This is a genomic window from Cardiobacterium valvarum, from assembly GCF_900460955.1.
GTDB classification, from domain to species: Bacteria; Pseudomonadota; Gammaproteobacteria; order Cardiobacteriales; family Cardiobacteriaceae; genus Cardiobacterium; species Cardiobacterium valvarum.
In genome coordinates, this window is record NZ_UFUW01000001.1 from 44,382 (window position 1) to 71,049 (window position 26,668).

A 26,668-nucleotide genomic window follows, 5' to 3' on the forward strand; every position below is an offset into this window, starting at 1 on the left:
CTCACCCCCAGTACCCGGCCAGCCACGGCGCAGGGCGGATGTGGCGGTACCATTTGCCGCCGCCGCCCCGGATGGCGCCGTCCGGATTGACTTCGCCGTGGAAGATGAGGATGTCGCAGTCGGGGCGGCGCGGGGTGCAGACGAGCGACAGCGGCAGCGGGTAGAGGGCATGATATTTGTAGCTTTTGCACCAGTTGTCCGGCCAGTAGCGCAGGGCATCGCGTTCGCGCAGGTAGTGCGACAGCCACGCCTGTTCGTTGCGGAACTCGCGGCGGATGGTAGTGAAGTTGGCGCGGAAGGTCGCCAGTAAATCAGGGTAGGCGCCAAGGGTGAAGCGATAGACGGAGCTGTTGCCGACTTTGCGCCATGGCCGCCGCCAGTCGCGGATGATATAGGTGCGCGCGCTATCGCCCGCATGATGGGTGAAAAAGTGGTCGATGTTGCGCAAGATGACGACGTCGAGGTCGAGGAAGAGTGCCGTGCCGCTCAGGCCGTAAAGGTCGGGGGTAAAGGTGGTGAGTTTGCGCCAGCCGCGCTCGGGCAGGCCGTCGGGCAGGTCAAGTGAGGGGATGGGGTGGCAGACGATGGCGGGGTCGATGCCGTGCGGGTCGTCGGTGAGGCAGTGGGTGGTAAAGGGCAGGGTGAGGTGGCGCGAAACCATGCGGTGCAGACGGTTGACGTATTCAGCGGGGTATTTGTCGCCCCATTTCATGCAGAGGATGTGCTGTGTGTTCATGTTGTTTATTGTGTTTTTTGGTGGATATATGCAGCCAGTATAGCGGAAAGGTTATGTCGTCCCCGTTGCATTTCAGATAGCTAATCCCTATCCCTGCACAGACGACAAAACTTCGCCAAGCAGCGTAAATACTGGACCCGCCAGGCAGCGTCAATATAGGCCCCGTCAAGCGGCGTGGTTGCTGGCTTTGCCATGCGGTGTCGCTATAGCAAACCCGGTCAGACGCGCCAACACACTCAGATTATTTTCCGGGCCCGATACCGCTCCTCTGGAACGACGATATTTCAGGACGGGTGGTAAAAATCCCCGCAAGCGGGGATTTCTGGGGTGTTCAGGCGGTGGGTGCCGGTGGGACATCGCTTAGTTTGCCGCCGACGAGGTAGAGGCAGCGATCCATTTGTCGCGCCAGGTTCATGTCGTGGGTGACGATGATCATCGCGCCATGCTGCTCGCCGATGAGTTTTTTCATCAGGGCGAAGGCGTGAGCGGCGTTGTCCTGGTCAAGGTTGCCGGTCGGTTCGTCTGCAAGCAGGCAGTCGGGGCGGTTGACCAGCGCGCGCGCAATCGCCGCCCGCTGCCGCTCGCCGCCGGAGAGTTCGCCGGGGCGGTGTTTCAGGCGCTCGCCGAGGCCGACTGCTGCCAGCAGTTCGCCCGCCTGCCGGTAGGCTTTGGCCGGTTTGTCGCCGCGAATGAGCAGTGGCATGGCGACGTTTTCTACCGCACTGAATTCGGGCAGCAGGTGGTGGAACTGGTAGACGAAGCCCATGTGGCGGTTGCGCAGGCGGGTGCGGCGGCTGTCGCTGGCGCGGTTGAGGTTTTCGCCACAGAGGGTGATGTCGCCCTGCTGCGGGGTGTCGAGTCCGGCCAGGATGTGCAGCAGGGTGCTTTTGCCCGTGCCGGAGGCACCGACGACGGCGACGGTTTCGCCGCGCGCGAGGGCGAGGCTGGTGCCGCTGAGGATGGTGAGGTTTTCGCCTTTGCTTTGGTAGGCGAAGTGCAGGTTGCTGGCAGTGAGGACGTGTTCGCTCATGGTTTACTCGTGGGACAGGGCGCGGGCGGGTTCGGTGCGGGCGGCCATCATCGCCGGGATGACGGAGAAGAGCAGGGTCAGCACGAGGGTGACGATGCTGATGCCGCTGATGACGGCCGGATCGATTTTCGCCGGCAGTTCGTTGATGAAGTACATCTGCGCGGGCAGGGCGTAGCCGGTGTGTTTTTCCAGAAACGCCATGATGGCGGGCACATTGATGGCGATGAGGATACCTAGGCTGACGCCAAGCACGGTGCCGAGCGCGCCGAAGGTAAGGCCCTGGGTGAGGAAGATGCGGCCGATTTGCCGCCGCGTCATGCCCATGGTGCGCAGGATGGCGATATCGCGCCGTTTTTCGGTAACGACCATGTACATGGAGGAGAGCAGGCCGAAGGCAGCAACCATGACGATGAGGCAGAGGATGATGAACATGGCGTGTTTTTCGGTCTGCACGGCGCTGAAATAGGAGGCGTTGTCGAGGCTCCAGTCGCTGGCATAGACGCCGGGCGGCAGCTCCGGATTGAGCGCGTCACGCACCAGGGGGGCCTGCATCGGGTCATGCAGCATGATGTGGTAGCCGGTGATACCGTCAGGCAGTTGCAGCAGCTTGGCGGCGTCTTTGAGGTTGACGAGCGCCACGCCGTTATCGAAGGCGTAATGGCCGCTGCTGAAGGTGCCGATGAGGGTGAAGCGCTTGATGCGCGGCAGGAGGCCGGCGGCGCTCGCGGTCACTTGCGGCACGATGATGGTGACTTTGTCGCCGGGCTTGGCGTTGATTTGTTTGGCCAGCACTTCACCCAGGATGAGGTTGTAATCGCCCGCTTGCAGTTGTGCGGCCATATCCGGGTTGAGGTTGGCAAAGGTTTTCGAGACTTTGCCCTCTTCGTTCGGGTCCACGCCTTGCAGGACGACGCCCTGGAAGCGCTCGCTGTCACCAATCAGCCCCTGCCCCTGCACATAGGGGGCATAGGCGATAAGTTCGGGGCGGTTCGCAAGGTATTGCGCCGGATCGAATTCGGGCGGGATGACGCCGGTGCCGTCGTCGCTGCGCAGCATGGCATGCGAAGTCATGGAGAGCATTTTGTCGCGCACCTGGGTGACGACACCGTTCATGACGGAAAGGACGACAATCAGCGCGGCGATGCCGATGGTGATGCCGATGACGGCAAGGATGGCGTTCAGGCCGATGAAGCGCGCACCGCTGCGCGCATAGCTGTAGCGCAGGCCGATTTTGAAGGGCAGGAGTTGCATGGTGTTGTCCGCTTGCCGCTTAGCCGGCGAGAAGGGCGTCGAGTTTGCCCGCGTTTTCGAGGGCGTAGAGGTCGTCGCAGCCGCCGACATGGGTCGTGCCGATGAAGATTTGCGGCACTGTCTGACGGCCATTTGCACGGCTAATCATCTCGTTGCGGCGCCCGGGTTCGCGGCTGATGTCGATACCTTCGTATTGCACGCCTTTGGCGGTGAGCAGGTTGTGCGCGCGCTGGCAGTAGGGGCAGGTCGGTTTGTAATACATGGTGACGGGTTGCATGAGGGGCCTCGTGTGTGAATTTGAAAAGGGAAAGCGTGTGGTTATCCCGCTTGACGGCGATGCCGGTTTTATTTGCTGACGACGGGGAGGTTTTCCGCCAGCCAGCCGTTAATGCCGCCGTCGAGGACAAAAATGGCTTCAAATCCGCCGGCACGGAGGATTTTTGCTGCCGCGTTCACGGAGAATCCGTCGGTGTCATAGATGATGAGCGGACGGTTTTTCGCACCCCGGATTTTGTCGAGTTGCGCGGCAAGGTCAGCGAGCGGGAAGTTTTTGGCGCCGGCGATGTGCGCTTGGTGGAAATCGGGGGTAGGGCGGATGTCAATGAAGGTGCCGTTATCGTTGGCGAGGATGGCAGCGCGCGAATTGCCAACTTTCTCCCCGGCGGCACTGCGATCACGCATTTCAAAAAAGATGATGCCGGCAACACAGGCGAAGAAAAGGAGGAACATGAGGAGGTTGTCTGCAAAGAATTGTCCGAAAGTCATGGTTGGATCCGTAGGGTTGGAAAAGGGCGGGATTATAGTCGCTTGCCCGCGCTTTCCCTAGTTCGGGAGGTTTCTATACAGATAGTACGGTGCGGGTTTCTCATAAAAAATCGTGCCGCGATTTTTATGGGACCCGGTCAGGCGAGCCAACACCGTATCAGTTCTATTTGAAATGACTCTATATGCGGGAGGTCGGCAGTGCTGCCTGGTCAGCAAAACGCCCACTGGACGGTGGGCGTGATATCAGGCTGGCGGCAAGCAGCGACGGTTTTCAGGCGGTAGTGAATTGGCCATAGTGACGGATTTTATCCATCCGCTGCGTCAGGCGTTCTTCTCCGCTCAGGGCCTCGAGGCGGGTGAGTTCGTCAATGAGGGTGGTGCGCAGGTTTTCCGCCATGGCAACTGTATTACGGTGTGCGCCGCCAAGCGGTTCGGTGATGATGCCGTCGATGAGGCCGAGTTTTTCCAGTTTGGCCGAGGTCACTTGCATGATTTCTGCCGCTTCACTCGCTTTTTCCGCACTGTGCCAAAGGATGGAGGCACAGCCTTCCGGTGAGATGACGGAGTACATGCCGTATTGCAGCATCAGCACACGGTCGGCAACGCCGATGGCCAGTGCCCCGCCGCTGCCGCCTTCGCCGATGATGACGGCGATGGTTGGGATGTTCAGCTTGGCCATTTCGTAGAGGTTGCGCGCGATGGCTTCCGATTGTCCGCGTTCTTCGGCACCAATGCCGGGATAGGCACCGGGCGTGTCGATAAAGGTGATGAGCGGGATGTGAAAGCGTTCGGCCATTTTCATCAGGCGCAGGGCTTTGCGGTAGCCTTCGGGACGCGGCATGCCGAAGTTGCGTTTGACTTTTTCTTTGGTATCGCGCCCTTTTTCGTGGCCGATGACCATCACCGCGCGTCCGTCGAGCCGTGCCAAGCCACCGACGATCGCCGCGTCGTCGCCGTAATGACGGTCGCCGTGCAGTTCGCGGAAGTCGGTAAAGGCGGCATTGATGTAGTCAAGGGTATAGGGTCGCTGCGGGTGGCGCGCCAGTTGCGCGATTTGCCAGTCGTTGAGGCCGGCGAAGATGCTTTCGGTGAGGGTACGGGTTTTGCTTTGCAGGCGCTCGACTTCGTCGCTGAGGTCAACTTCGGTCTGGCTGCTGAACTGGCGCAATTCGGCCAGTTTGTGCTCGAGTTCGGCGATGGGTTGTTCAAATTCGAGGTAGTCGGGGTTCATGCGTCAGCTCATGGTCAGTTCGGCTTCCAGTGCCGGCAGGTTGGGAAGGATGATGTGTTTGTCGCTATCGTAGCCGCTGAATGAGACGTAGCGGGCGATATAGCGGTGGCCGCCTTTGCCAAGCGAGGTGAGGTCGTTTGCCCCGATGTTGGCAATCTGTGGCTGGCCGTGCGCAAGGATAGCATACTGCATGAACGGCGATTGGCTGGTGATGGCCGAGACGAGGACAACGCGGAAGCTGTTGCGGTCTTCTTCTTTGCTTTCCGCCTCGGTGGTGAACAGGTCAAGCAGCGGCAGTTTGTCGGTACCGATAAGCAGGCCGCCGATGACAAATTCACTCGCCTGGTCGATGAGCAACGGCGGCGCGTAGGGGTAGATGTGGGCAACGATGGCCGACGGCAGAATGAGGGTTTCATGCGCCGTCGGCACGAGGGTGATACTGAGCTGTTCCATTAGTTATCTCCCCCTTTTTTCAGCAGGAATTCCAGGGTTTGTATGAGCATGTCCTCGCTGTACGGTTTGCCGAGGTAGCCCTGCACGCCGATAGCGTCCGCCCGCTCGCGGTGTTTGTCGCCGGTGCGCGAGGTGATCATCACGATCGGCACGTCAGGCACGTTGCTGCCGTGGCGGACGTGCGAGGCGAATTCGAAGCCGTCCATGCGCGGCATTTCGATGTCGAGCAGGATGACATCCGGAGTGAAGGTGTTGAGCACTTCGATGGCATCCAGACCGTCTTTCGCGGTCGCCACGTTGTAGTGGTGGCGTTCGAGCAGACGGGTGCTGACTTTGCGCATGGTGACGGAGTCGTCCACCACGAGGATGTTCGGCACGGTGACTTCGACTTCTGCCGCGCGCTGTGCGTGCAGGGTGGTGAGGTCGGCGATGCGGCGCGACAGGTCAAGCAGTTCGAGCACCGGCACGACGCGTCCGTCACCGAGGATGGTGGCGCCGGAGATGCCCGGGATGTTGAGCACTTGCCGGTTGACGTTTTTGACGATGATTTCCAGGCGGTTGAGGATACGGTCCACATGGAAGGCGACCGGGTTGTCTTCGCTGTTGATGAAGAGGACCGGGGCACCTGCTTCTTCGTCGCTGAGGGTGTACTGGTCAGGTCTGAAGTAGGCACCGAGTACGAACTGGCGGTAATCCTTGTCTTCGTAGTTCTGGTACACAATTTCGCCGTCCACGCTGCGTTGCAGGATATCGTGGCTGACCTGGCCGATGGCTTTGATGGAGGACATCGGCGCAGCAAAGGTTTGTCCGGCGATTTCGACCAGGAGGACTTCGGCGATACTCATCGAGAATGGCATGTTCAGGGTGAACATGGTGCCTTCGCCACGTTTGGAGCGGACGACGATTTGCCCGCGCCGCTGTTTGACCATTTCGTTGACCACGTCCATGCCGACACCGCGTCCCGCCAGTTGCGAGAGGGATTCGGCGGTGGAGAAGCCGGAGCGCAGGATGAGGCTGCTGAGGTAGCTTTCGTCATCGGCGCGTTCGGGGTCAAGCATACCTTTGGCGGCAGCTTTGTCGCGGATACGTTCGTAGTTGAGGCCCTGACCGTCGTCGATCACGTCCACCGAGAGTTCGGCCGCATGCACACCGACTTTGACCTTGATGGTGCCGGTCTCGGATTTACCGGTCGCGAGACGCGCTTCCGGTGTTTCGATGCCGTGCGCCAGCGAGTTGCGGATCATGTGTTCGAGCGCGGGCAGGATGTCTTCCAGCAGGCGGCGTTCGACTTCGACTTCGCCGCCTTCAAGGATGAAGTTGACGTCCTTGCCGACGCTTTTCGCGGTCTGGCGCACCAGGCGGCGCAGACGGGCTTCGTGGACATCGAAGCGCATCAGCTGGGTGGTGAGCAAGTGGTCCTGAATACCGCGCTGGATGATGCCCTGCTGGATGGAAAGGTTGCGCAGGGTGGTGTTGTCCTGACTCAGGGTATCTTGCAGGTTTTTCAGGTCGTCAATGGCCTCGGAGAGCTGCCGTGACAACTGCTGGATTTCCGAGAAGCGGTCCATTTCCAGCGGGTCGAAGTGCAGGTCGTCCTCACCCTGTTGTTCGCGGCGATAGAGCATCTGCGCTTCGGTTTCGCTGTCGAGACGGCGCATTTGTTCGGCGATACGGGTGGCAACACGGGTCAGCTCGGTGAGGTTGAATTCGGCCTCGCTGATGATGTTTTCCATCCGTGAACGCATGATGGCGGTTTCGCCGGTCATCGCGATCATTTCGTCGAGCAGCTGGGCGTCAACGCGGACGTAGCGCGGTAGATTGTCGCTGCCGGTGCTGCTGTCTTTTTCTTTGTCTTTCGCCGCCTCGGGTTTATCGGCTTTCGCTTCCGGCACACTGCTGATATCGCTGCCGCGTTCTTTTTCGAGGTCCGGGGTGTGATCCGGCAGCGTATCGTGTTTGTCCGCTTGGGCTGCAGGTGCTTTATCGGCGGCTTTGCTGTCGTCGTGTGCTTTGTCGCTGTGCGCCGGGGCAGGCGTAGCGGATGCTGGTGCAGCAGAAGCGGCAGCTTCGTCCGTGTGTCCACCGCTGTGGCTGTCGGCATGGGCCGGTTCGCTGCGGGAGGCTCCCTCGCCTTTCGCGCTGCCGATTGCGCCCGTATCCGCTGCGCTCTCGCTTGGCGTTTGTTCTGCTCGGTGATCACTCGCGGCGGCATTCGTGTCCGCTGTGCTTTCGCTTGGCGTTTGTCCACCTCTACTATCGGCTGCTGCTGGTTCACTTGAGGTTTCGCTAGGCGCATTATCGGCCGTAGCTTGTTCGCCCGGTGTGCCTTCGTCTGCTCCCGCTCCGCCTTTGCCTTGCGACGGTACGCGGTATTGACCGCTGTCGGCGAAGACTTTCAGCGACTCGTTGACTTCCAGCGCCGGTTGCGGCATTTCGTGACGCATGACGCTGTCGAGCATTTCGTAATGGGCGTCGAGACCGAAATGGAGCAGGGTCTTCGCCTGACGCACTTTGCCTTCGGCCAGATCAGGGATTTTGTCGATGACGGATTCCATCAGGTGCGCGGTGTCGCCGATGGCAGTAAAGCCGACCAGGCGCGCGCCACCTTTCAGGGTGTGCATGGTGCGTTGCAGTTCTTCCACCACTTCGCTCTTGCTGAAATCATCTTCCAGCAGCTGGCTGGTGGTTTGCAGCAGTTCTTGGGCTTCGTCGGTGAAGATATCCACCAGGACCGGGTCGATGTTGTCGTCGAATTCGGTCGTGGCCGCCACTTCTTCGACCGGAGTTTCTTCCGCCGGTTCCGGAGTGAGGTCTTTGGCCTCGATGCGCGCAGCCTGTGCGGCAGCAGCCGCAGCGGCTTCTTCGCGCGCTTCCTGCCGCGCGAGTTCGGCGGCTTCGGCCACTTCCGGATAAGGCAGCGGCTGGTTGAGGTAGCTGTGGATGTTGTTGAGGATGTACGGGTCAGTTTGCGGCAGGTAGCCGTCGCGCACGGTGTCAAGCATCAGCATGCCCTGCCACATCGCGCCAACGAGGATGCTGGTTGCTTTGCTGCTTGCTTCGGCCTGGCCGCTGACGATGCCGTCAATCAGCGATTCGACGCCGTGGGTGAGGTCGCCGATGGCGTTGTAACCCGCCATGCGCGCGCTGCCTTTCAGGGTGTGCATGTCGCGGCGGATGGCGTCAAGGCGGCTCAACTGGTCGCGGTTTTCATCCCAGCGTTCGGCTTCTTCCTGGCTGTGAGCGAAGAGCGACATGGCCTCGTCAATGAAGGTTTCCGCCAGCATGGTGTTGGCGTTCGGATCTTCGACCAGTTCGCTGCCGAGCGGGTCGCCGCTGTACGGCAGGGCAGCCGGTTCGCTGCTGCTTTTGCCACCGCCCACTTCGCGTCGTGCATTGAGCAGGGCGTTAATGGCCTCTATCGCATCTTCTTCGTTGGCATCTTCTTCGAAGTTTTCGATCAGGCGCGCGCTCTGCTGCAGGACAGCAGCACACTTCAGGCTGACCGGGGTGCCTTCCTGTTTGTGGGTGAGCAGCAGTTGTTCGATCGAATCAAGCAGACGCCAAATCCACGGTGGTGCGACTTCGCTGTCGATACTGTCTTCAATGTCGTATACAGCATCGATCAGGTCGTCGATGATTTCCGGCGATTCGTTTTTATCAGCGAGTTGCGAAAGGGTATCGAATTGATCCACTGCACGCAGGAAGCCGGCGCGGTTGTTGGTCGCGCTGCCTTCGCCCGCTTTACCACCCTGAACGGCACCATCCAGTCCGGGATGTTGTGTCAGCGAGGCAAGTTCACGATTGAGACGTTCGGCAGGGCTCATACCACGTGACGGGGCAATTTGCACCACGGAAGTCGGTGTAGCCGAGATAGCGGGGCCGCCTTTACCCTGAGTGTTGATGGTGGTGGCAGCCATGCCGCCCAGCATCACAGGCAGTTCGTCTTCTTCCGACATAGGCTTGACGTCGCCAGGCACTCCGGCAGTATCGATGAAGTCGCCTGCAACCTCGCCGACATCGGCTTCAGCAACCGGGTAGATTTCGGCATCTGCCGCATCGTGGCTGTCAGCGGCGACATCAAGGAAATCGGCGGTAATGTGAGCGTGGTTGTCATGCGCATCGGCAGCAGCATCAACAAAGGTGGCGGCTGGTTCTGCAGCCGGGGTGTTTTCTGCAGCCATATCGACGAAGTCGTCGTGCATATGTTCGCTTGCAGCGGCTTTGACGACCGGCGCATCAACAGCGGCGGCTGCATCGGCACTGTCCTGCGACAGCACCGCTTTGACCACCACTTCACTGCTTGATTGTCCACTTCCGGGCAGTCCGGCGGCGGCGAAGATTTGCGCCAATTGTGCACCGTCAATACCGTCGGCAGCCAGTTGTTGCTGTACGGCATCAACCGCAGCAGCGTCTTGCGGCAACGCTTGTTTCTGCCATTGGCGTTGCAGGGTAGCGGCCAGCGCTGCCTGGGTATCGGCGTCGCCGTCTTTCAGGCCGCGCCGCAGCAGGGATAGCAGATGGTTGTAGCTATCGGCTGGCAGGCTTTCCGGCTGGGTGGTATTTTCTGCTGCTTTGACGGCGGCGCGCTCAAGAATGGCGGCAACGGTCGCGGCCTCGGCATCTCTACCGAGGGAATCGCTGAGTTTTTGCGCCATTGCGGCACGGATGGCCGGGTCTTGCAAACTGTGCTGTTCCTGCCATTGCGTGCTGATGCTGGCAGCGAGCGCCTCTTGTGCGGCAGCATCGCCTTTGGCCGCACCGATTCCCGCTTGCAGGGTTTGCAGCATCGCGCCATAAGCACCCTGCTTGACGCCCTGCGGCAATTCGCCCGCTTGGGCGGCAGCACGATTCAAGACGGCCTCGATGTTGGCGGCATCGGCTTTGTCACCGAGGGCGGCGGTGAGTTGCTGGGCGACAGCGGCTCGCGCAACGGGATCGTGCAGGGTATGCGCTTCTTGCCATTGCGCGCCAATGCTGGCAGCGAGGGCTTCGGAGGCGACGGCATCGTCTTGCCCTGCGCCGATGCCGGCATGCAGGGTGTGCAGGATGTCGCCGTAGGCATCTTGCCGTACGCCTTGCGGCAGGAAGCCCGCTTGTGCGGCAGCACGTTCAAGGACGGCACTGATAGTAGTGGCATCGGCATCCTCGCCGAGGGTGGCAGTGAGTTGTTGCGCGACAGCAGCTCGGGCAGCAGGATCTTGCAGGGTGTGTTCTTCCCGCCAGCGCGCGCCAATAGCAGCAGCCAGGGCTTCTTGGGCGGCGGGATTATCGCGGGCTTCGCCGATACCGGCGTGCAGTTTTTGCAGCATCGCGCCATAGGCGGACTGGTGCACGTCTTGCGGCAGTTGTGCCGCTTGTGCGGCAGCACGGTCAAGTACGGCGGCAACCGTGGCTTCTTCCATCGCGCCATCGAAAGCGGCGCTGATTTGTTGCGCGAAGGTAGCGCGGGCGGCACTGTCTTGCAGGCTGTGCGCGTCTTGCCATTGTGAGCCGATGGTCGCGGCCAGCACTTCCTGCGCTGTGGCGTCGCTAACGTCGGCGTCAAGATGGCCGCGCAGGGCTTGCAGGATGGCACCATAACCGTCCTGGTTGACACCCGCCGGTAGTTGCGCGGCCTGATGGGCAGCTCGGTCGAGGATGGCGGATACGGCGGCGGTATCGGCGATACCACCCAGCGCTGTCGCCAGTTGCTGCGCGACGCTGGCGCGGGTAGTGGCGTCTTGCAGGCTGTACGGTTCTTCCCATTGTGCGCCGACGGCGGCAGCGAGCATTTCCTGCTCAATGCCTTCGCCGTGGATTTCGCCGAAGCGCATGCTATGCAGCATACGGCCATAGGCTTCCTGCCGCACACCTTGCGGTAATTCCGCCGCTTGACGGGCGGCACGGTTCAGCACCGCTTCGACATCGGCTACGTCGGCTTTGTCGCCGAGGGCGGCGGCAATTTGTGCCGCCACGGTGTTGCGCGCGGCACTGTCTTGCAGGCTGTGCGGTTCCCGCCACTGTGCGCCGACACTTGCTGCCAGCATTTCTTGGGCGGCAGTGTCACTTTGCGCGATACCGATGCCCGCTTGCAGGGTTTGCAGCATGTTGCCGTAAGCATCCTGTCTGACGCCTGGCGGGAGGAAGCCCGCTTGCACGGCGGCGCGTTCCAATATGTGTTCGATGCTGGCCGTATCGGCTTTATCACCGAGGGCAGCACTGATTTGTTGCGCGACGGTAGCACGGGCTGCGGGGTCATGCAGGGTGTCGGCGGTCTGCCACTGCGCACCGATGCTGGCAGCCAGCGCTTCCTGGGCGACGGCATCGTCTTGCGCCGCACCAATCCCCGCTTGCAGGGTTTGCAGCATGGTGCTGTACGACGCCTGCTCAACGCCCTGCGGCAGGCCGATGGCTTGCGCGGCGGCACGATTCAATACTGCCTCAACGGTGGCCGTATCAGCACTATCGCCGAGTGCGGCACTGATTTGTTGCGCGACAGTGGCGCGGACTGCCGGGTCTTGCAGGCTTTCTGCACTTTGCCACTGTGCGGCAATGCCGGCAGCAAGCGCTTCTTGTGCAGCGCTATCGCCTTGCGCGGCGCTGATACCCGCTTGCAGGGTTTGCAGCATCGCGCCGTAAGCAGCTTGTTCGACACCTTGCGGCAGTTCACCTACTTGCGCCGCAGCACGATTCAGCACCGCTTCGACGGTGGCCGTATCGGCCTGTTCACCGAGGGCCGCACTGATTTGCTGCGCAACAGCGGCACGGGCAACCGGATCTTGCAGGGTGTGGGCTTCCTGCCACTGCGCGCCGATGCTCGCAGCCAACGCTTCTTGTGCGGCGCTGTCGCCTTGTGCGGCGCTGATACCCGCTTGCAGGGTTTGCAGCATCGCACCATAAGATTCTTGGCGCACACCCTGCGGTAGGATGGTGGCTTCGATGGCCACGCCCCTCACGGCATCGCCTGCGGGGTGTTCGCTTGGCGCCAGGCTGATGCTGGTGGCCTGTTCGCCTGCGCTGTCCGCCGTTATCTCGCTTGGCGTGAGTTGGACGCCGGCGCCGTGGGCAGCTGTGAAGCCCGCTGTTGTCTCGCTTGGTGCGGCAGTGGCTTGTTGTTGCGCCATTTTCTCGGCGACGCGGTTCAGAACTGCTTCAACGGCGGCGCTGTCGGTTTCGGTTTTGCCACCGAGTGCGGCGATGATGCGTTGCGCCACGGCGTCTCGGGTCGCTTCGTCTTGCAGGCTTTGTTCCTGCCAGTGGGCGCTGATGCTGGCAGCGAGTGCGTCTTGCGCTTCATCACTCTGCGCATTGCTGATGTTGCTGCGCAGGGTATCCAACATATTGTGGTAATCGTCGGGACGGATGCCCGTCGGGATTTCCCGCGCCTTCTCGGCGGCACGGTTCAGGACGGCTTCAACTAGGGCGCTATTTTCCTGGCCGTTACCGCCGAGGACGGCAGCCATTTGTTCGGCGACGGCGGCACGGATGGCGCTGTCTTGCAGGCTGTTCTGGTTCTGCCACTGATTGCCAATAGCGGTAGCCAGCATTTCCTGTACATCGGCGCTGGAAGCATTGCTGAGGCCGGTGCGTAGGGTTTCCATCATGATGCCGTAGGAATCCTGACGCACGCCTTCCGGCAGGACGCTTGGTACGCGGTGCGGCACGGTTTCCAGCATGGCATCAAGCACGGCCTCATCCGCCACACCTTCTTCCAGCAGCGAGGCTTTCAGCTGACCAATGATGGCGTCGCGTGCTTCGCCTTCAGTATCAATGCCCTGTTGCAGCCACTGACGGCTGATGGTGTCGGACAATACCGCCTGCATGTCTTCGTCCGCTCCGGCGGCGAGGCCACGGCGCAGGGTGGTGAGCATGCGGTCGTAGGCTTCTTGCGAGATACCCGACGGCGCGACGTGCACCGGCGCCCCGGTCATTTGCGGCACAAGACCGGGCTGCACAGGCACCGCAGCATTGCCAGCAGCATTTGCCTGGGCAAGGATGTCCGAGACCCATTGCGCCTGACCGGCACTGTCACCCTTGAAAGATTCAATCAGACTTTGCGTCATGGCGGCGCGCATATCCGGGTCATCCATCATGCTTTGCTGCCACTGACGGCGGATGGTTTCGGCCAGCGCCGCCTGCATATCGGCATCCGGCTCGCCCATACGCAGACCGCGTTGCAGGGTACGCAGGGCTTTGTCGTAACTTTCGCTGCCGCTGACATCGGCGGCTTTTATCTCCTCTGCCGGAGGAGCGGAGGTTATATCGCTTGTCGCGTGGCTATCGCTCAGGGCGAAATCAATAGCGGCGGTGTCGGCGTGCGGTGCTGCTGCGTGATGGACAGAGGCAGCAACAGTCTGTGCTGCTGTGTGACCCGCGTCGTCTTCGACGAAGGCGAAATCCATGTCGCTGTGGTCTGCATCAGCAGCGATATCGTGGCTGGCGGTCACAGTATGTTCATCGGCAGGGACGGAGTCGATACCCGCATCATCGTGATGTGTTGCCGTGACACTAGCGGTTTCGTCAGGAGAAACACGCTCTTTTTCGACGCTGAAATCGTCTTCTGCCAAGGTGATGGTTGGTACTTCGTCGCTGGCCGGGGCATCGAGGGCAATATCATCAAAGACAGCCCAGTCGTCTGCAGTCTCGCTTGCCGGGGTAGTCGTAGCTACTGCCTCGCTTGCCGCTTCGCCACTTGGGACTGCGCCGCCGTCGGACAGGCGCAGTTTGCGGGACAGGGCGTCCAGTGCATCCTGTTCGCTCTGCGGCGCATCGAGCAGGGACAAGCGGACACGCTCAGCCACCAGCGCCTGCTGCAACAGCGCCCCTTTGTGTTCAACAAATTCTTCGCCCTGATGCAGGACGTTGAGCAGGGAAATGGCGTCGCCAACAGTGTCGCGCACCAGCGAGTTCGCCGGGTAATCTTTTTCAATAACGCGGTTAAGCAGTTGTTCATGCTGCCAGGCAAATTCGCCCAGCGATTCATAGCCCACCGTACGCCCCGAACCTTTCAGGGTGTGGAAAGCGCGGCGAATATCACCGGTCAGGCGCGCATCATCCGAGGCTTCGCGCCATTGTGGATAAACGTCATTCATGGTCGCGATGATTTCCGCCAGCTCTTCGTTAAAGAATTCGCGGATTTCTTCATCCATAACGGCATCAGCATGGCTGCCGACGAAGGAGACTTTCTCAGCTGGCACATCCATTGCCTGCAAATCCTCCAGCGACTTGCCGGCAAAATAGGCGACTGCCGGTAGAGTAACGCTTGCGGCAACGGCAGCCTGTTGTCCACTGTCGGATGCACCGGTTGCCCCGCTTGGTGCGATTTCTATCGCAGCCGCTGTTTCGCTTGGGGCACTTTCTGCCGCCACAGTCGTTATTGTCCCGCTTGGCGGGATGCCTGGCACAGGTGCAGCTGTTTCTGTACTACCTACCTGTGCTGCAGCACCCTGTCCGGCAAGCGGCGCATTAATACCAACACTGGTGGTGTCTTGATTGACGGAGATGGCAGCAGCGCTGTCGCTGTGCCCGAGTTGCGTCACACCCGTGGTGGAAGCCGGCGCCCCTGCGCCTGCGGGAGCTCCGGCCGGCATAACTGAAGGCAATTCTTCTGCAACCGTTTCTTCCTGTACATCTTCCAGCGCATCAAACATGGAAAAGTCGTCGTCCAGCACATCCAGCGCCGATTCCAGCACATCCTTGAACTGCTCGATATCGCCACTGCTCTCTTCTTCGCCATCATCCGGTGGTGCCATGTTGGCAAGCTGGACAAAAAGGTTTTTCGCCTGGGCGCTGACAGGCGTAATTTTGTCAATATTGCCGACCGCTGCCGCGAGGAAGCCGACGTTATGCAGGGAAATCTTGCCGGTTTCCGCCAAATCGTTGAAAAGGTATTCAATGGCAACCAGCGCATCAATCACCGGTGCATAGGTTTTTGCCAGCGCTTCGTCTTTTTGCAGGGTAAATTCAGCGCAGAGCAGGCCGAAGTGTTGCAGTTGTGCGGCAAGTTCTTTCAGGCCGGCCAAAGCGGTAATGGCACTGTAATGCACCAGTTGCGTGGTTGCCTCTCGCCAGGGTTGTTCTTGCCTGATCGTCTCGGCATGCAGCACTTCCTTGCGCAATGCTTCAAAAAAACGCCGCCCCAGTTTGCCGGTGTCGTGTATCAGTTTTTCAACTTCAAGCAGGCGTGAGTGTGCCGTCTGCGCTTGTACGGCTTCGCGGAAGTTGTCGGTTTGCGCAATTGCTTCGTCGTGCTCGGCGAGTCTCAGGGATTCCTGCACCAGAATCATAGCTTCGGCAATATCGATCCATTGCTGCTCGGATAATTGTGCTGAGATTTGCTGATTGATTTGCTGCAATAAGGCTTGCGGCGTCTTTAATTCGAGGACGGCGAAGAAACTGATCAGGTCTTTATTGGCCTCAATGATTGTTGCCGTATTAAAAGGTGCTTCAGGATTGCGGATATGTTCTTCAATCTGGTTACGGCTGGTTTCGATGACTTCATTGATCTTGGCCGCAAGTGCCTGATAGGTTTCTTTGCTGATAAATGGTTGAGCGGCAACATGTACCGTGTCTTTATCGGCAGCGGCAATACTTTTCACCGCTTCGGTTGCCTGGATGACCGCTTGCCGGTTGTGCTCGCTGAGATGATCAAGGCGCTCGATGTAATCGGTCAGCACCAAGAGGCCGGCGGCAATTTCTGCTCCGTGCCCGGCAAAAGCCGCATCCACACCATGCTGCGCTACACCCTGACTTAAATCGGTCACACCCGCAATAATGACGTCTGCCAAAGCAACCGCTTCGCCTTGCTCCATTAGGGACAGACCACCGCTGATTTCCGCAAGTTTGTCACGCAAAATCTCAATACCGCCGGATTCGGGACGTTCCAGCCATTCAATGAGTTGCCGTTTGATGGTAGCGATATTGCGCCCCATCTCATCCCGGACACGCGCCAGTAATTGATTGCCTATTTCAGTTGCCATGAAAACTCCTGTACCCGGTTAATGGCACAAAACCCAAACCATTTATCGTAAGTTATTGTTAATAGCCGACCGGCAGTTTGAAGCCGGAAACGGAATTTTTCAGTTCTTGGGAAAGCAAACTGAGATTCTCGATAGAATCGGATGTTTTAACTACGTTTTCTGTCGTTGTCACCGCCATCTGGTTGATTTGCGCCATATCGCTGGCGATACCCTCCGCCATAGTGGATACTTTGCGCGTCGAATCGGACACTTTTTCAATAAGCGAAGCCAAAGAAGTGGAAACATCTTCGATTTTGCTGAGTGCGGTGCCGGCTTCTTCGGCAATATTCGCGCCTTCTACCACTTCTTTGGTCGAACGTTCCATGGAGGCTACCGCCGCATTGGTATCGTTCTGAATGGTCTTGACCAGACCCTCAATCCGCTTCGTCGCATTGGACGAACGCTCTGCCAGGCGTTGCACTTCGTCGGCAACAACTGCAAAACCGCGTCCCGCTTCTCCGGCCGAGTTAGCCTGAATCGCAGCGTTGAGCGCAAGAATGTTGGTCTGGTCGGCAATACTCTTGATGATTTCGACGATATTGCCGATTTCCTGCGAGCTTTCGCCCAAACGCTTGATCAGAGTGCGGGTTTCCTGAATGTTACCGCGAATGTTGTTCATACCGTTGATAGTATTACGCACCTGCTGCGCGCCTTCACGCGCGATGCTCACGGAATTGTGGGCAATTTCTGCCGAATCACTGGTACTGATGGCAACGCGGTCAAGTGAGCGCACCATGTCGCCGATAATTTTGGTGATGGTATGAATTTTTTGCGCCTGCTCGGTGGATGAACTTTGCATTTGTTCGGCAATCAGACGCGTACTGTTGGAGGCATTGGATACTTGAGTGGAAGTACGGTTAATGGTACCGACCAGTTCGCGCATGGATTCAATCGCGTAGTTAACGGAATCCGCAATAGCGCCGGTAAAGTCTTCCGTTACTTGTGCTTCAACGGTCAAATCACCGTTGGAAAATTCCGCCAATTCGTCCATCAGACGCAAAATGGCATCCTGATCCCGCTTGGCACGAAATTCCGCTTCAGTAGAAACGTGCTGGATTTTGGAATATTGCGCATCAACAAATTTGTACCAAAGGAAACCGGCAAGAGCGGCGCATACAATCATGGCGGGCAGAATGGTGCCCAACATACCGCCATCACCCAAATAGATTTGAAAGAGGCAAAAGAGCGCCAATGCAGCAGCGATACCCGAACAAGCCAGTGCGGCAATACGAAAAGTGTTGCCGCTATTGCCTTCAGCGGCAATTATTCTATTTCTTGAATTCAACATAAATCACCCGATATTATTGTACATTTTGAATGAATGAAGCGTCTGTCACCAGATTCTTCAAATCGATACGCAACCATTGACGTCCATCCATAGCGGCCTGTCCATCCAGCCAATTGCGCGTGGATTGATAAGAAGAGACTTCACAGGAACGAATACCCTGAATGGCATCCACTTTTAGAATATAGCCCTGCCCTTCATTATGCAGCACGATAAATCCGCTTCTACCTTTGGTATTTTTCACCGCAGGATCCACAAAGCGTTTGAACTCCACCACGGAAAAAACTTCCCCACGAATACCGGCCAGTCCCAGCAACCAATTCGGTGTAAAAGGTAATGGCGTAATATCCTGAATAGTGGTGGATACTTCCTGTACCATTTTCATATCCAGCAGATAATTCTTATCACCGGCGGTAAAGGCCAAATAGCTTTCGCCAATATCGTGATATTTATCGACGATCTGTTTGCGGGCTTCGGCTTTTTCCACATAATCGCAGAGGATAGTGAATGGTGTGGTTTCCGTGCCTTTAACGTTTTCACTGCTCATATCAATGACCGGATTTGTGCCAGCAATGCTTCTTTTTCCGGCGGTTTAACAAAATATTCGCGCGCTCCGTTACGAAGCCCCCAGGCACGATCACTTTCCTGATCTTTGGTGGTCAGCATAATGACGGGGATTTCACGGGTTTCTGGATTGCGCATTAATTTGCGCGTTGCCTGGAATCCGCTCATACCGGGCATTACCACATCCATCAGAATCAATTCGGGGCGTTTCTCTTCCGCCATCTTGATGCCTTTGTCAGCAGTATCGGCCCACAGCACGCTGTAACCTTCACTTTCCAACATGACCCGCACGACTTCTGCTTCGGTCGGCGAATCATCCACAATCAGGATCGTAGCCATCGGGGAATTCCTTTATTTAACGTGCGTACGGATTGCGTTTAGCAATTCATCACGCGAAAAAGGCTTGGTCATAAAAAACTCCGAACCAGCAATGCGCCCGCGCGCTTTATCGAAGATACTGTCTTTACTGGAAAGCATCAGCACCGGCGTTTTTGCAAATGCGGCATTGCTTTTAATCACGGAACAGACCTGATAGCCGTCCAGACGCGGCATCATGATGTCGAGAAAAATCAGATCCGGCTTGAACGACATAACTTTGGACAAGGCGCTGAAACCGTCTTCGGCGGTAGCTACGGTGTAGCCTTCCCGGCTGAGAATGGCTTCGGCGGTTTTCCGGATCGTGCCACTATCGTCCACCACGAGCACTTTCACGGATTTATTATCAGACACGCGAACTCCTTAATTTTCGCTAATACATCGGACATAGAATAACGGATTGTCATTAAAATTGCGACGCTCCCATGCTATTCCCCCGTTCCTCTGCGGCCAGCCAGTCTTCTGCAATAACCACGGCAGCCATGGCATCGACCTCTTTGGCGGCCGGCAGACGTGCCCGTGCTTCGTGCGAACTCAGATATTCATCTGAAAAATACACCGGCAGGGCAAATGCCTCGCGGCATTTATCGGCCAGACGACGGATGGCGGGCGCCAGCGGATGCTCCTTACCATCGTGCAATTGCGGCCAGCCGATGACGATGGCAGAGACCGACCATTCCGCAACCCACGCGGCAAACTGCGCGGCTTCCAGCGTCGCTGCAGGATGACGGATAACTGCGAGTGGGCGCGCCGTCGCGGTCAAAGTTTGCCCGACAGCCACGCCGGTTTTACGCTGACCGACATCCAGCGCGAGAATCCATTTAGCAGCCACACCACCTCCCATAAAGCCTCGCGAGGCATGATGCACATTAACTTTGTGAAATGCAAGCGTAATGTTTGTGCCATTTTTCGTTCATAAATGGAAAAACCGAACCGCGTCCCCATATCAAACATTCCTCCAAACACATAAGGAATCCCATGATCCCAGCCAAAGTCCTCATCATTGGTTCCGGCCCTGCCGGATACACCGCTGCCGTGTATGCCGCCCGCGCCGGTCTAAACCCCGTTCTCATCGCCGGCCTCGAACAGGGCGGACAACTGATGACCACCACCGAAGTGGACAACTGGCCCGGAGCGGCAGAAGGCATCCAGGGCCCGCAACTGATGCAAAACATGTTGGCGCACGCCGAACGCTTCCAGACCACTATCGTGCGCGACACTGTCACCGCCGTTGATTTCGCCACCTACCCCTTTACCGTGAGGACCCGCAGCGACACCTATGTCGCCGAAGCCGTCATCATCGCGACCGGGGCGAGCGCCAAATACCTCGGCCTGCCTTCCGAACAGGCTTACAAAGGCCGAGGCGTTTCCGCCTGCGCCACCTGCGACGGATTCTTCTACCGCAACAAAGCGGTGGCCGTGGTCGGCGGTGGCAATACCGCCGTGGAAGAAGCGCTTTACCTCGCCAACCTCGCCGCACACGTTACCCTCATCCACCGCCGCGACGCCTTCCGCGCCGAAAAAATCATGCTTGACCAACTGCACGACAAAGTCGCCGCCAGCAAAATTACCCTGAAGCTCAACGCCGAACTGAAAGAAGTCCACGGCGACGCAGCAGGCGTGAATGGCGCGAGCATTCACTATAAAGACGGCAGGGACGAAACCTTCGACGTGGACGGCATCTTCATCGCCATCGGCCACAGCCCGAACACTACTCTCTTCACCGGCCAACTCGACCTCGATAATGGCTACATCACCATCCAGGGCGGCAACCACGGCAACGCTACCCAAACCTCCATCCCCGGTGTCTTCGCCGCCGGCGACGTTACCGACCAGACCTACCGCCAGGCCATTACCTCAGCGGCAAGCGGCTGTATGGCGGCGCTGGATGCCGAGCGCTTCCTGGCGCAAAAAGCCTTAGGACAGTGATAAAATCAGCCACTGATACATTTGTTTCATTTCAGTCAAAAGCGAGGTAACACATCATGGCAACCCAACCCATCATCGTCCCCGACCTTGGGGACTTCGCCAACGTTGACATCATCGAAATCCTGGTTAAGGCCGGGGACAGCGTGAAAAAAGAAGACTCTCTTATCACCCTCGAAACCGACAAAGCCTCCATGGACGTGCCTGCCCCGGCAGACGGCGTCATTGCCACCCTGACCGTCAAAGTGGGCGACAAAGTCTCCGCCGGCGACACCATCGGTACTCTCGATATCGGCGGTGCTGCCGCCCCTGCCGCTGCCGCAGCACCTGCTGCCGACAAACCCGCCACAGCCCCGGCAGCTGCCGCCAGCGGCCCCGACGGCGCCGTGGATATGCTCGTCATCGGTGCCGGCCCGGCCGGTTACTCCGCCGCCTTCCGCGCCGCCGACCTCGGCATGAAAGTCACCCTCATCGAGCGCTATCAAACCCTGGGCGGTGTCTGCCTCAACGTCGGCTGTATCCCGTCCAAAGCACTGCTGCACGTCTGCGAAGTCGTCGAAGAAGCGCATAGCGTCGCCGGCAGCGGCATTACTTTCGACGCGCCGAAAATCAACGTCGAAAGCCTGCGCAAACACAAAGAAGGCGTCATCAGCAAGCTCACCGGCGGCCTCGCCGGCATGGCCAAAATGCGCAAAGTCAACGTCGTACACGGCACCGCCAAATTTGCCGGCAGCCACGAAGTCACCGTCACCGACGACAAAGGCGCGACGCAAACCATCCCCTTCAAACAATGCATCATCGCCGCCGGTTCGCGCAGCGTCAAACTGCCCTTCATGCCGCAGGATGACCGCATCATCGACTCTACCGGCGCCCTTGCCCTGCAAGACGTGCCGAAGCGTCTGCTCATCGTCGGCGGCGGCATCATCGGTCTGGAAATGGCGACCGTATACGCCACCCTCGGCACCCAAGTGGACATCGTTGAAATGGCCGACACCCTGATGGCAGGCGCCGACAAAGACCTCGTCAAAGTCTGGGAAAAACGCAATAACCACCGCTTCAACAACATCATGACCAGCACCAAGACCGTCGCGGCTACCGCCGAAAAAGACGGTATCCACGTCACCTTTGAAGGCACCCAGGCGCCGACCGAGCCGCAAGTGTACGACCGCGTCCTCGTCGCTGTCGGCCGCAGCCCGAACGGCCACCAGCTCAACCTGGACGCAGCCGGTGTGTACGTCAACGAACGCGGTTTCATCAAAGTGGACAAACAAATGCGCACCACCCAGCCGCATATCTTCGCTGTCGGCGACATCGTCGGCCAGCCGATGCTGGCACACAAAGGCGTGCATGAAGCCCATGTTGCCGCGCAAGTCGCCGCCGGCGATGCCAACAGCTTCTTCGATGCCCGCGTCATCCCCAGCGTGGCCTACACCTCGCCGGAAGTCGCCTGGGTTGGCGTGACCGAACTGCAAGCCGCCGCGCAGAATCTCGACGTGCGCAAAGCCGTCTTCCCCTGGGCTGCCTCCGGCCGCGCCCTGGCTAACGGCTGTGACTACGGCTTCACCAAGCTCATCATCGACAAAAACACCGACCGCGTTGTCGGCGGCGCCCTCGTTGGCCCAAGCGCAGGCGACATGATCTCCGAACTGGCACTTGCCATTGAAATGGATGCCACCGTTACCGACATCGCGCTGACCATCCACCCGCACCCGACCCTCGGCGAAAGCATCGGCATGGCTGCCGAAGTGGCCGAAGGCACCTGCACCGACCTGCCGCCGCAGAAAAAATAACGCCGTGGCTAACAAAAAGCCCCCGTCTGGGGGCTTTTTTGTGGCCAAGCGGCGTAAATATCGGGTCCACCAAGCGGGACAAACACTGGGCTTGCGGACGACCGCCAAGCGGGACAAACACTGGGCTCGTGGACGGCCGCCAAGCGGGACAAACACTGGGCTCGCGGATGGCCACCAAGCGGGAAAAACGCTGGGCTCGCGGACAGCCGCCAAGCGGAGTAATCCCGCGTTTTCACTCACCACGCTTGGCGACGCACCAGCCGACGCCGCGCACGTTTTTGATGCTGTCCGCACCGAGTTTTTTGCGCAGGCTGTGGATGAGGTAGTCGATGGCGTTGCTTTCCACTTCCTCGCCCCAGCCGTAGGTTTTGTCTTCGAGGTCGCTGCGCGAGAGGATATGGCCGGGGCGCTGCATCAGCGCGTGCAGGATGGTGTATTCGCGTGCAGTGAGGATGGTGGCGGTGCCGCTATCCAGACGGCGTGCTTCGCGGGTGGCGGGGTTCAGGCTGAGGATGCCGTTATCCAGCAGGCTGTCGGCGCTGCCGCTGCGGCGGCGCAGCACGGCGCGCATCCGCGCCAGTAACTCCGCCATGTCGAAGGGTTTGATGAGGTAGTCATCCGCGCCGCCGTCGAGGCCGCGCAGGCGGCTGTCGAGGTCGTCACGGGCGGTGAGGATGAGGATGGGCGCGGCGCTGTCACGGCGGATGTCGGCAAGCACGTCCAGCCCGTCTTTCTTCGGCAAACCGAGGTCGAGCAGGATGCAGTCGTAGGTCTCGCTGGCGGCGGCGCGGGTCGCCATCGCACCATCCCTGACCCAGTCCACGGCATAGGCGGCGTCTTTGAGGCCGGCGACGACGGCTTCGCCAATCATGCGGTCGTCTTCGGCAAGCAGGATACGCATGGGTTCTCCTTGGTTTACAGGGTGCTTTGCCCTTTGCTGGCGACACACTGCCCGATCCAGTCGGCAAAGTGGCGCCACTCGGCTTCTTCGGCGTAGGTGGACGGATCGGCGGCGTCGTGGATGAAGATGTCGAAGTTTGGCACAGCACGGCTGGTGTCAAAGCCGAACCAGTCACCCATGGCCTGATGTTCCCCCACGACGATGAGGCGGCCGTTCTGCGGCGCGGGCGCATCGGGCGGCAATGCGGCGAGTTCTTCGGCGAGCAGTTCCTGATAGTAGGCGTTTTGTGCGCGCAGTTCTGCGGCGTCGTAGAAGACGACTGGCCAGTCGTCGTCAAAGTATTCGCCGCTGCCGCAGGTGGCGATGAAGCGGTAATAGTCTTCCGGCAGGGCGTTTGCGGTGGCAGCGCGGATGTCGGTCAGTTCAGCGGCATCGGGGATGCGGGTGGTGAAGTGCCAGCGTTCGCCATGCCGGGCGGGGTCGTCGATGGCGGCGCGCAGGGTGCGCAGGGCGGTGACGAAATCCATATCAGTGGCTGCCGGTATGGCCAAAGCCGCCGGTGCCGCGCGCGCTGGCGGCAAAGTCGCTGACGGGGTTGAGCGCCGGGCGGACGACCGGCTGGATGAGCATTTGCGCGATGCGCTCGCCGAGGGTGATGGTGTAGGCACTGCGGCTGCGGTTCCAGAGCGGGATTTTCAGCTCGCCCTGATAGTCGCTGTCGATGAGGCCGACGAGGTTGCCGAGGACGATGCCGTGTTTATGCCCCAATCCTGAGCGCGGCAGGATGAGGGCGCAGTAGCCGGGGTCGGCGATATGAATGGCAAGCCCTGTGCCGATAAGCGCGCCCGCGCCTGCGTTCAGAGTGTAAGTATCGGCATCGAAAACGGCGCGCAGGTCCATCGCCGCGCTGCCGGCGGTGGCGTAGGCGGGCAGCGGGATGGTATCGCCGAGGCGGGGGTCGAGAATTTTCAGGTCGAGGCTGTGCATGGGGGTCCTTCGTTCTGTGGGGAGGGGCGGCTATCTTAGCGGTTCGCGGCTTGTTTTTGCGTGCGCTAATCCGTAATCTGCGGCGCGGCGGTTCTGCCGCTGTAATCCATTTTTTTAAGGAATTCATGATGAAACGTACTTTATGCACCACCCTGTTTTTGGCCGTCGCGCTATCCGCTTGCGACAGTAAAAGTGATGACGGCAAGGCACAAGCGGAAAACGCTGCTGCCTCCTCTGTCGCTTCTTCGCAAGAGAGTGCGCCAGCAGCCAGCAGTCAGAAGGCTGTGGATGTGTATCAACTGGATATTGCCGGTGTCCGCCTGGGTATGAGCTGGGATGAAGCCACGGCGGCGGTGAAGGAGAAAATGCAGTTGACGGATAAGGACATCGAGCCCGAACCATACCCGGATAAAGATGAAAAAACGGGCGAAAAAATTCCTGCGTATTTCAGTGTCAAGCATGGTCACGGTGCAGGAAACAAAATGACAGTGCGTTTCCGGCCGGATTATCTGCATGGGCAGCCGGAAAAGCGGGTGGTCTCGTCAGTTGATTATCAAAAGGAAAGAGGTGCCAAAGAAGATGGCTCCGAGATGTTCAAAGCTGCCGAGGAGAAATATGGGGAACCGGTGAGAATGACCGGGAATGAAGGCAGCGGGACAGTTTTCTATATCTGGTGTGGCGATGATTGCGGTATTGACAGCGACCCGACGCTGTCACTCGTCAAATCAACGTTTTTTATCAATTTGCGCCTGGATGATCCGCGCTATGAAAACGCCATCAAGGAGCAGGAACGCAAGGACAACCCGCCGAAGTTTTGAGGGTTAGCGGGGAAACGGGGCGCTGCGGCGTCCCGTTTTTTGTGCGCGAGGGCAAGGTGTGGCCGCTCAAGCGGGATAAAACCTGGGCTTGCCGCTATTTGCGCGGACGCGCGAAGTGGATGGCGGCAAGGGTAGCCGGGGGCATGGCGGCATGAAACCCGCCGCAGCGGGTTTTTTATGACCAAAAAAGCTTAATACACGCTGCCGAAAAGGTCGTGGTCGTCGCTGTCGTCGATGTTCACATGGACGATGTCGCCCGCTTTTATGCCGCTGACGCCGCTGATGTGTACCACGCCGTCGATTTCCGGCGCGTCGTAGGGCGTGCGGCCAATGGCGCTGTCGCTGTCCGCGTCCACACTGTCGATGATGACCGGCAGCACGTCGCCAACTTTATCCGCGAGCAAACGCGCGCTGATTTCCGCCTGTTTTTCCATGAAGCGTTGCCGGCGTTCTTGTTTGACGGCTTCCGGCACGGCGCCAGGCAGGGCGTTCGCCGGCGCACCGTCCACAGGTGAGTAGGCGAAGCAGCCGGCGCGGTTGATGTCGGCAGCTTCAATGAAATCAAGCAATTCTTCGAAATCCGCTTCGCTCTCTCCGGGGAAGCCGACGATGAAGGTGCTGCGGATGGCGAGGTCGGGGCAAATCTCGCGCCAGCGGCGGATGCGTTCGAGGACGCGTTCGCTGTTGCCGGGGCGGCGCATCGCTTTGAGGATGGCGGGGCTGGCGTGCTGGAAGGGGATGTCGAGGTAGGGCAGGATGCGGCCATCGGCCATGAGCGGGATGAGCGCGTCCACGTCCGGGTAGGGATAGACGTAGTGCAGGCGGACCCAGGCATCGAGCCGGCCCAGTTCCTGCGCCAGTTCGTAGAGGCGGGTCGGCAGCATCGCGCCATTCCAGTTGTCCATCTGGTGCCGGCTGTCCGCGCCGTAGGCGGCGGTGTCCTGGGCGACGATGAGCAGTTCTTTCACGCCGTTTTTCATGAGGTTCGTCGCTTCGCGCATGACTTGCCCGATAGGGCGGCTTTGCAGGCGGCCGCGCAGGTCGGGGATGATGCAGAAGGTGCATTTGTGGTCGCAGCCTTCGGCGATTTTCAGGTAGGCGTAGTGGCGCGGGGTGAGTTTGAGGCCGGAGGAGGGGATGAGGTCGAGGTGCGGGTTGTAGGGCGGCTTGGGCAGGTGTTCGTGCACCGCGCTCATCACCGATTCGTAGGCCTGCGGGCCGGTGATGGCGAGCACGGAGGGATGCACGGCACGGATTTTTTCCGGCTGCACGCCGAGGCAGCCGGTGACGATGACTTTGCCGTTTTCGCGGATGGCTTCGCCGATGGTCGCGAGCGATTCGGCCACGGCTTCGTTGATGAAGCCGCAGGTGTTAACGATGACGAGGTCGGCGTCGTCGTAGTTTTTGCTGATGGCGTAGCCGTCGGCGCTGATTTGCGTGAGGATGCGTTCGGAATCGACCAGCGCTTTCGGGCAGCCGAGGCTGACGAAACCGATGGTGGGTTGGTGTGGGGCCTGGTTCATGATGATGGTGTCGTTGTAAAAAAAGGGCGGAGATTG

Annotated in this window: 20 protein-coding genes; 3 read left to right on the forward strand and 17 right to left on the reverse strand. The window is 59.3% G+C overall.

The genetic code is table 11. From position 1 onward, the window contains the following. Position 1: 1 nt before the first annotated feature. The 13 genes from DY250_RS00240 to ruvX all read right to left on the reverse strand — a co-directional run bounded on the left by DY250_RS00240 (position 2) and on the right by ruvX (position 19,519). Positions 2-736, reverse strand: coding sequence for a glycosyltransferase (locus DY250_RS00240; protein WP_115610410.1), 735 nt, complete (start codon positions 734-736; stop codon positions 2-4). Positions 737-1,067: 331 nt separating this feature from the next. Next, positions 1,068-1,766: an ABC transporter ATP-binding protein gene (locus DY250_RS00250; RefSeq protein ID WP_115610412.1), complete on the reverse strand. Its 699-nt coding sequence runs from the start codon at positions 1,764-1,766 to the stop codon at positions 1,068-1,070. A gap of 3 nt (positions 1,767-1,769) precedes the next feature. Continuing rightward, positions 1,770-3,017, reverse strand: a complete 1,248-nt coding sequence (locus DY250_RS00255; protein WP_115610413.1) for a lipoprotein-releasing ABC transporter permease subunit — start codon at positions 3,015-3,017, stop codon at positions 1,770-1,772. A 19-nt stretch (positions 3,018-3,036) separates the two neighbouring features. Further along, entirely contained in the window at positions 3,037-3,294 is a 258-nt protein-coding gene (gene grxC, locus DY250_RS00260; RefSeq protein ID WP_040389142.1) for a glutaredoxin 3, read from the reverse strand. Positions 3,295-3,362: 68 nt separating this feature from the next. Continuing rightward, entirely contained in the window at positions 3,363-3,782 is a 420-nt protein-coding gene (locus tag DY250_RS00265; protein ID WP_115610414.1) for a rhodanese-like domain-containing protein, read from the reverse strand. Positions 3,783-4,053: 271 nt separating this feature from the next. Further along, a complete protein-coding gene (accA, locus tag DY250_RS00270) occupies positions 4,054-5,013 on the reverse strand; it encodes an acetyl-CoA carboxylase carboxyl transferase subunit alpha (RefSeq protein ID WP_115610415.1) in 960 nt (319 codons plus the stop codon). Positions 5,014-5,016: 3 nt separating this feature from the next. Further along, entirely contained in the window at positions 5,017-5,466 is a 450-nt protein-coding gene (locus DY250_RS00275; RefSeq protein ID WP_006985525.1) for a hypothetical protein, read from the reverse strand. Next, positions 5,466-16,424 (reverse strand): Hpt domain-containing protein, encoded by a 10,959-nt coding sequence (locus DY250_RS00280; protein WP_115610416.1) that lies wholly within the window; start codon positions 16,422-16,424, stop codon positions 5,466-5,468. The genes DY250_RS00275 and DY250_RS00280 overlap by 1 nt, the downstream gene beginning before the upstream one ends. A gap of 58 nt (positions 16,425-16,482) precedes the next feature. Then, a complete protein-coding gene (locus DY250_RS00285; protein ID WP_115610417.1) occupies positions 16,483-17,751 on the reverse strand; it encodes a methyl-accepting chemotaxis protein in 1,269 nt (422 codons plus the stop codon). A gap of 13 nt (positions 17,752-17,764) precedes the next feature. Then, on the reverse strand, positions 17,765-18,295 hold the full coding sequence (locus tag DY250_RS00290) for a chemotaxis protein CheW (protein WP_006985531.1): 531 nt from the start codon (positions 18,293-18,295) through the stop codon (positions 17,765-17,767). Further along, positions 18,292-18,651, reverse strand: a complete 360-nt coding sequence (locus tag DY250_RS00295) for a response regulator (RefSeq protein ID WP_006985532.1) — start codon at positions 18,649-18,651, stop codon at positions 18,292-18,294. Before DY250_RS00295 ends, DY250_RS00290 begins: the two co-directional genes overlap by 4 nt. A 12-nt stretch (positions 18,652-18,663) precedes the next feature. Further along, complete coding sequence (locus DY250_RS00300; RefSeq protein WP_040389146.1) at positions 18,664-19,041, reverse strand: response regulator; 378 nt, start codon at positions 19,039-19,041, stop codon at positions 18,664-18,666. Positions 19,042-19,093: 52 nt separating this feature from the next. After that, positions 19,094-19,519, reverse strand: coding sequence for a Holliday junction resolvase RuvX (gene ruvX, locus DY250_RS00305; RefSeq protein WP_115610418.1), 426 nt, complete (start codon positions 19,517-19,519; stop codon positions 19,094-19,096). 146 nt (positions 19,520-19,665) lie between these two features. On the opposite strand from ruvX, the gene trxB reads away from it, so the two are divergent. Both trxB and lpdA read left to right on the forward strand, forming a co-directional pair. Further along, on the forward strand, positions 19,666-20,616 hold the full coding sequence (trxB, locus tag DY250_RS00310; RefSeq protein WP_115610419.1) for a thioredoxin-disulfide reductase: 951 nt from the start codon (positions 19,666-19,668) through the stop codon (positions 20,614-20,616). Between the two features lie 56 nt (positions 20,617-20,672). Next, a complete protein-coding gene (lpdA, locus tag DY250_RS00315) occupies positions 20,673-22,403 on the forward strand; it encodes a dihydrolipoyl dehydrogenase (RefSeq protein ID WP_115610420.1) in 1,731 nt (576 codons plus the stop codon). 232 nt (positions 22,404-22,635) lie between these two features. Here lpdA and DY250_RS00320 read toward each other — a convergent pair whose 3' ends face one another. Genes DY250_RS00320 through dut form a run of 3 tightly spaced genes read right to left on the reverse strand, consistent with a single transcriptional unit; the run spans position 22,636 to position 24,291 of the window. Next, entirely contained in the window at positions 22,636-23,304 is a 669-nt protein-coding gene (locus tag DY250_RS00320) for a response regulator (RefSeq protein WP_115610421.1), read from the reverse strand. Between the two features lie 14 nt (positions 23,305-23,318). Further along, positions 23,319-23,831, reverse strand: coding sequence for an SMI1/KNR4 family protein (locus tag DY250_RS00325; protein ID WP_218565514.1), 513 nt, complete (start codon positions 23,829-23,831; stop codon positions 23,319-23,321). Position 23,832: 1 nt separating this feature from the next. Then, on the reverse strand, positions 23,833-24,291 hold the full coding sequence (gene dut, locus DY250_RS00330) for a dUTP diphosphatase (RefSeq protein ID WP_115610422.1): 459 nt from the start codon (positions 24,289-24,291) through the stop codon (positions 23,833-23,835). A 125-nt stretch (positions 24,292-24,416) separates the two neighbouring features. Here dut and DY250_RS00335 point away from each other — a divergent pair, with 125 nt between their 5' ends. Next, positions 24,417-25,109 (forward strand): hypothetical protein, encoded by a 693-nt coding sequence (locus DY250_RS00335; RefSeq protein ID WP_147293423.1) that lies wholly within the window; start codon positions 24,417-24,419, stop codon positions 25,107-25,109. Positions 25,110-25,300: 191 nt separating this feature from the next. Here the strand turns inward: DY250_RS00335 and rimO are convergent, their stop codons facing one another. After that, positions 25,301-26,632, reverse strand: a complete 1,332-nt coding sequence (gene rimO / locus DY250_RS00340) for a 30S ribosomal protein S12 methylthiotransferase RimO (protein ID WP_172542113.1) — start codon at positions 26,630-26,632, stop codon at positions 25,301-25,303. Between the last annotated feature and the right edge of the window lie 36 nt (positions 26,633-26,668).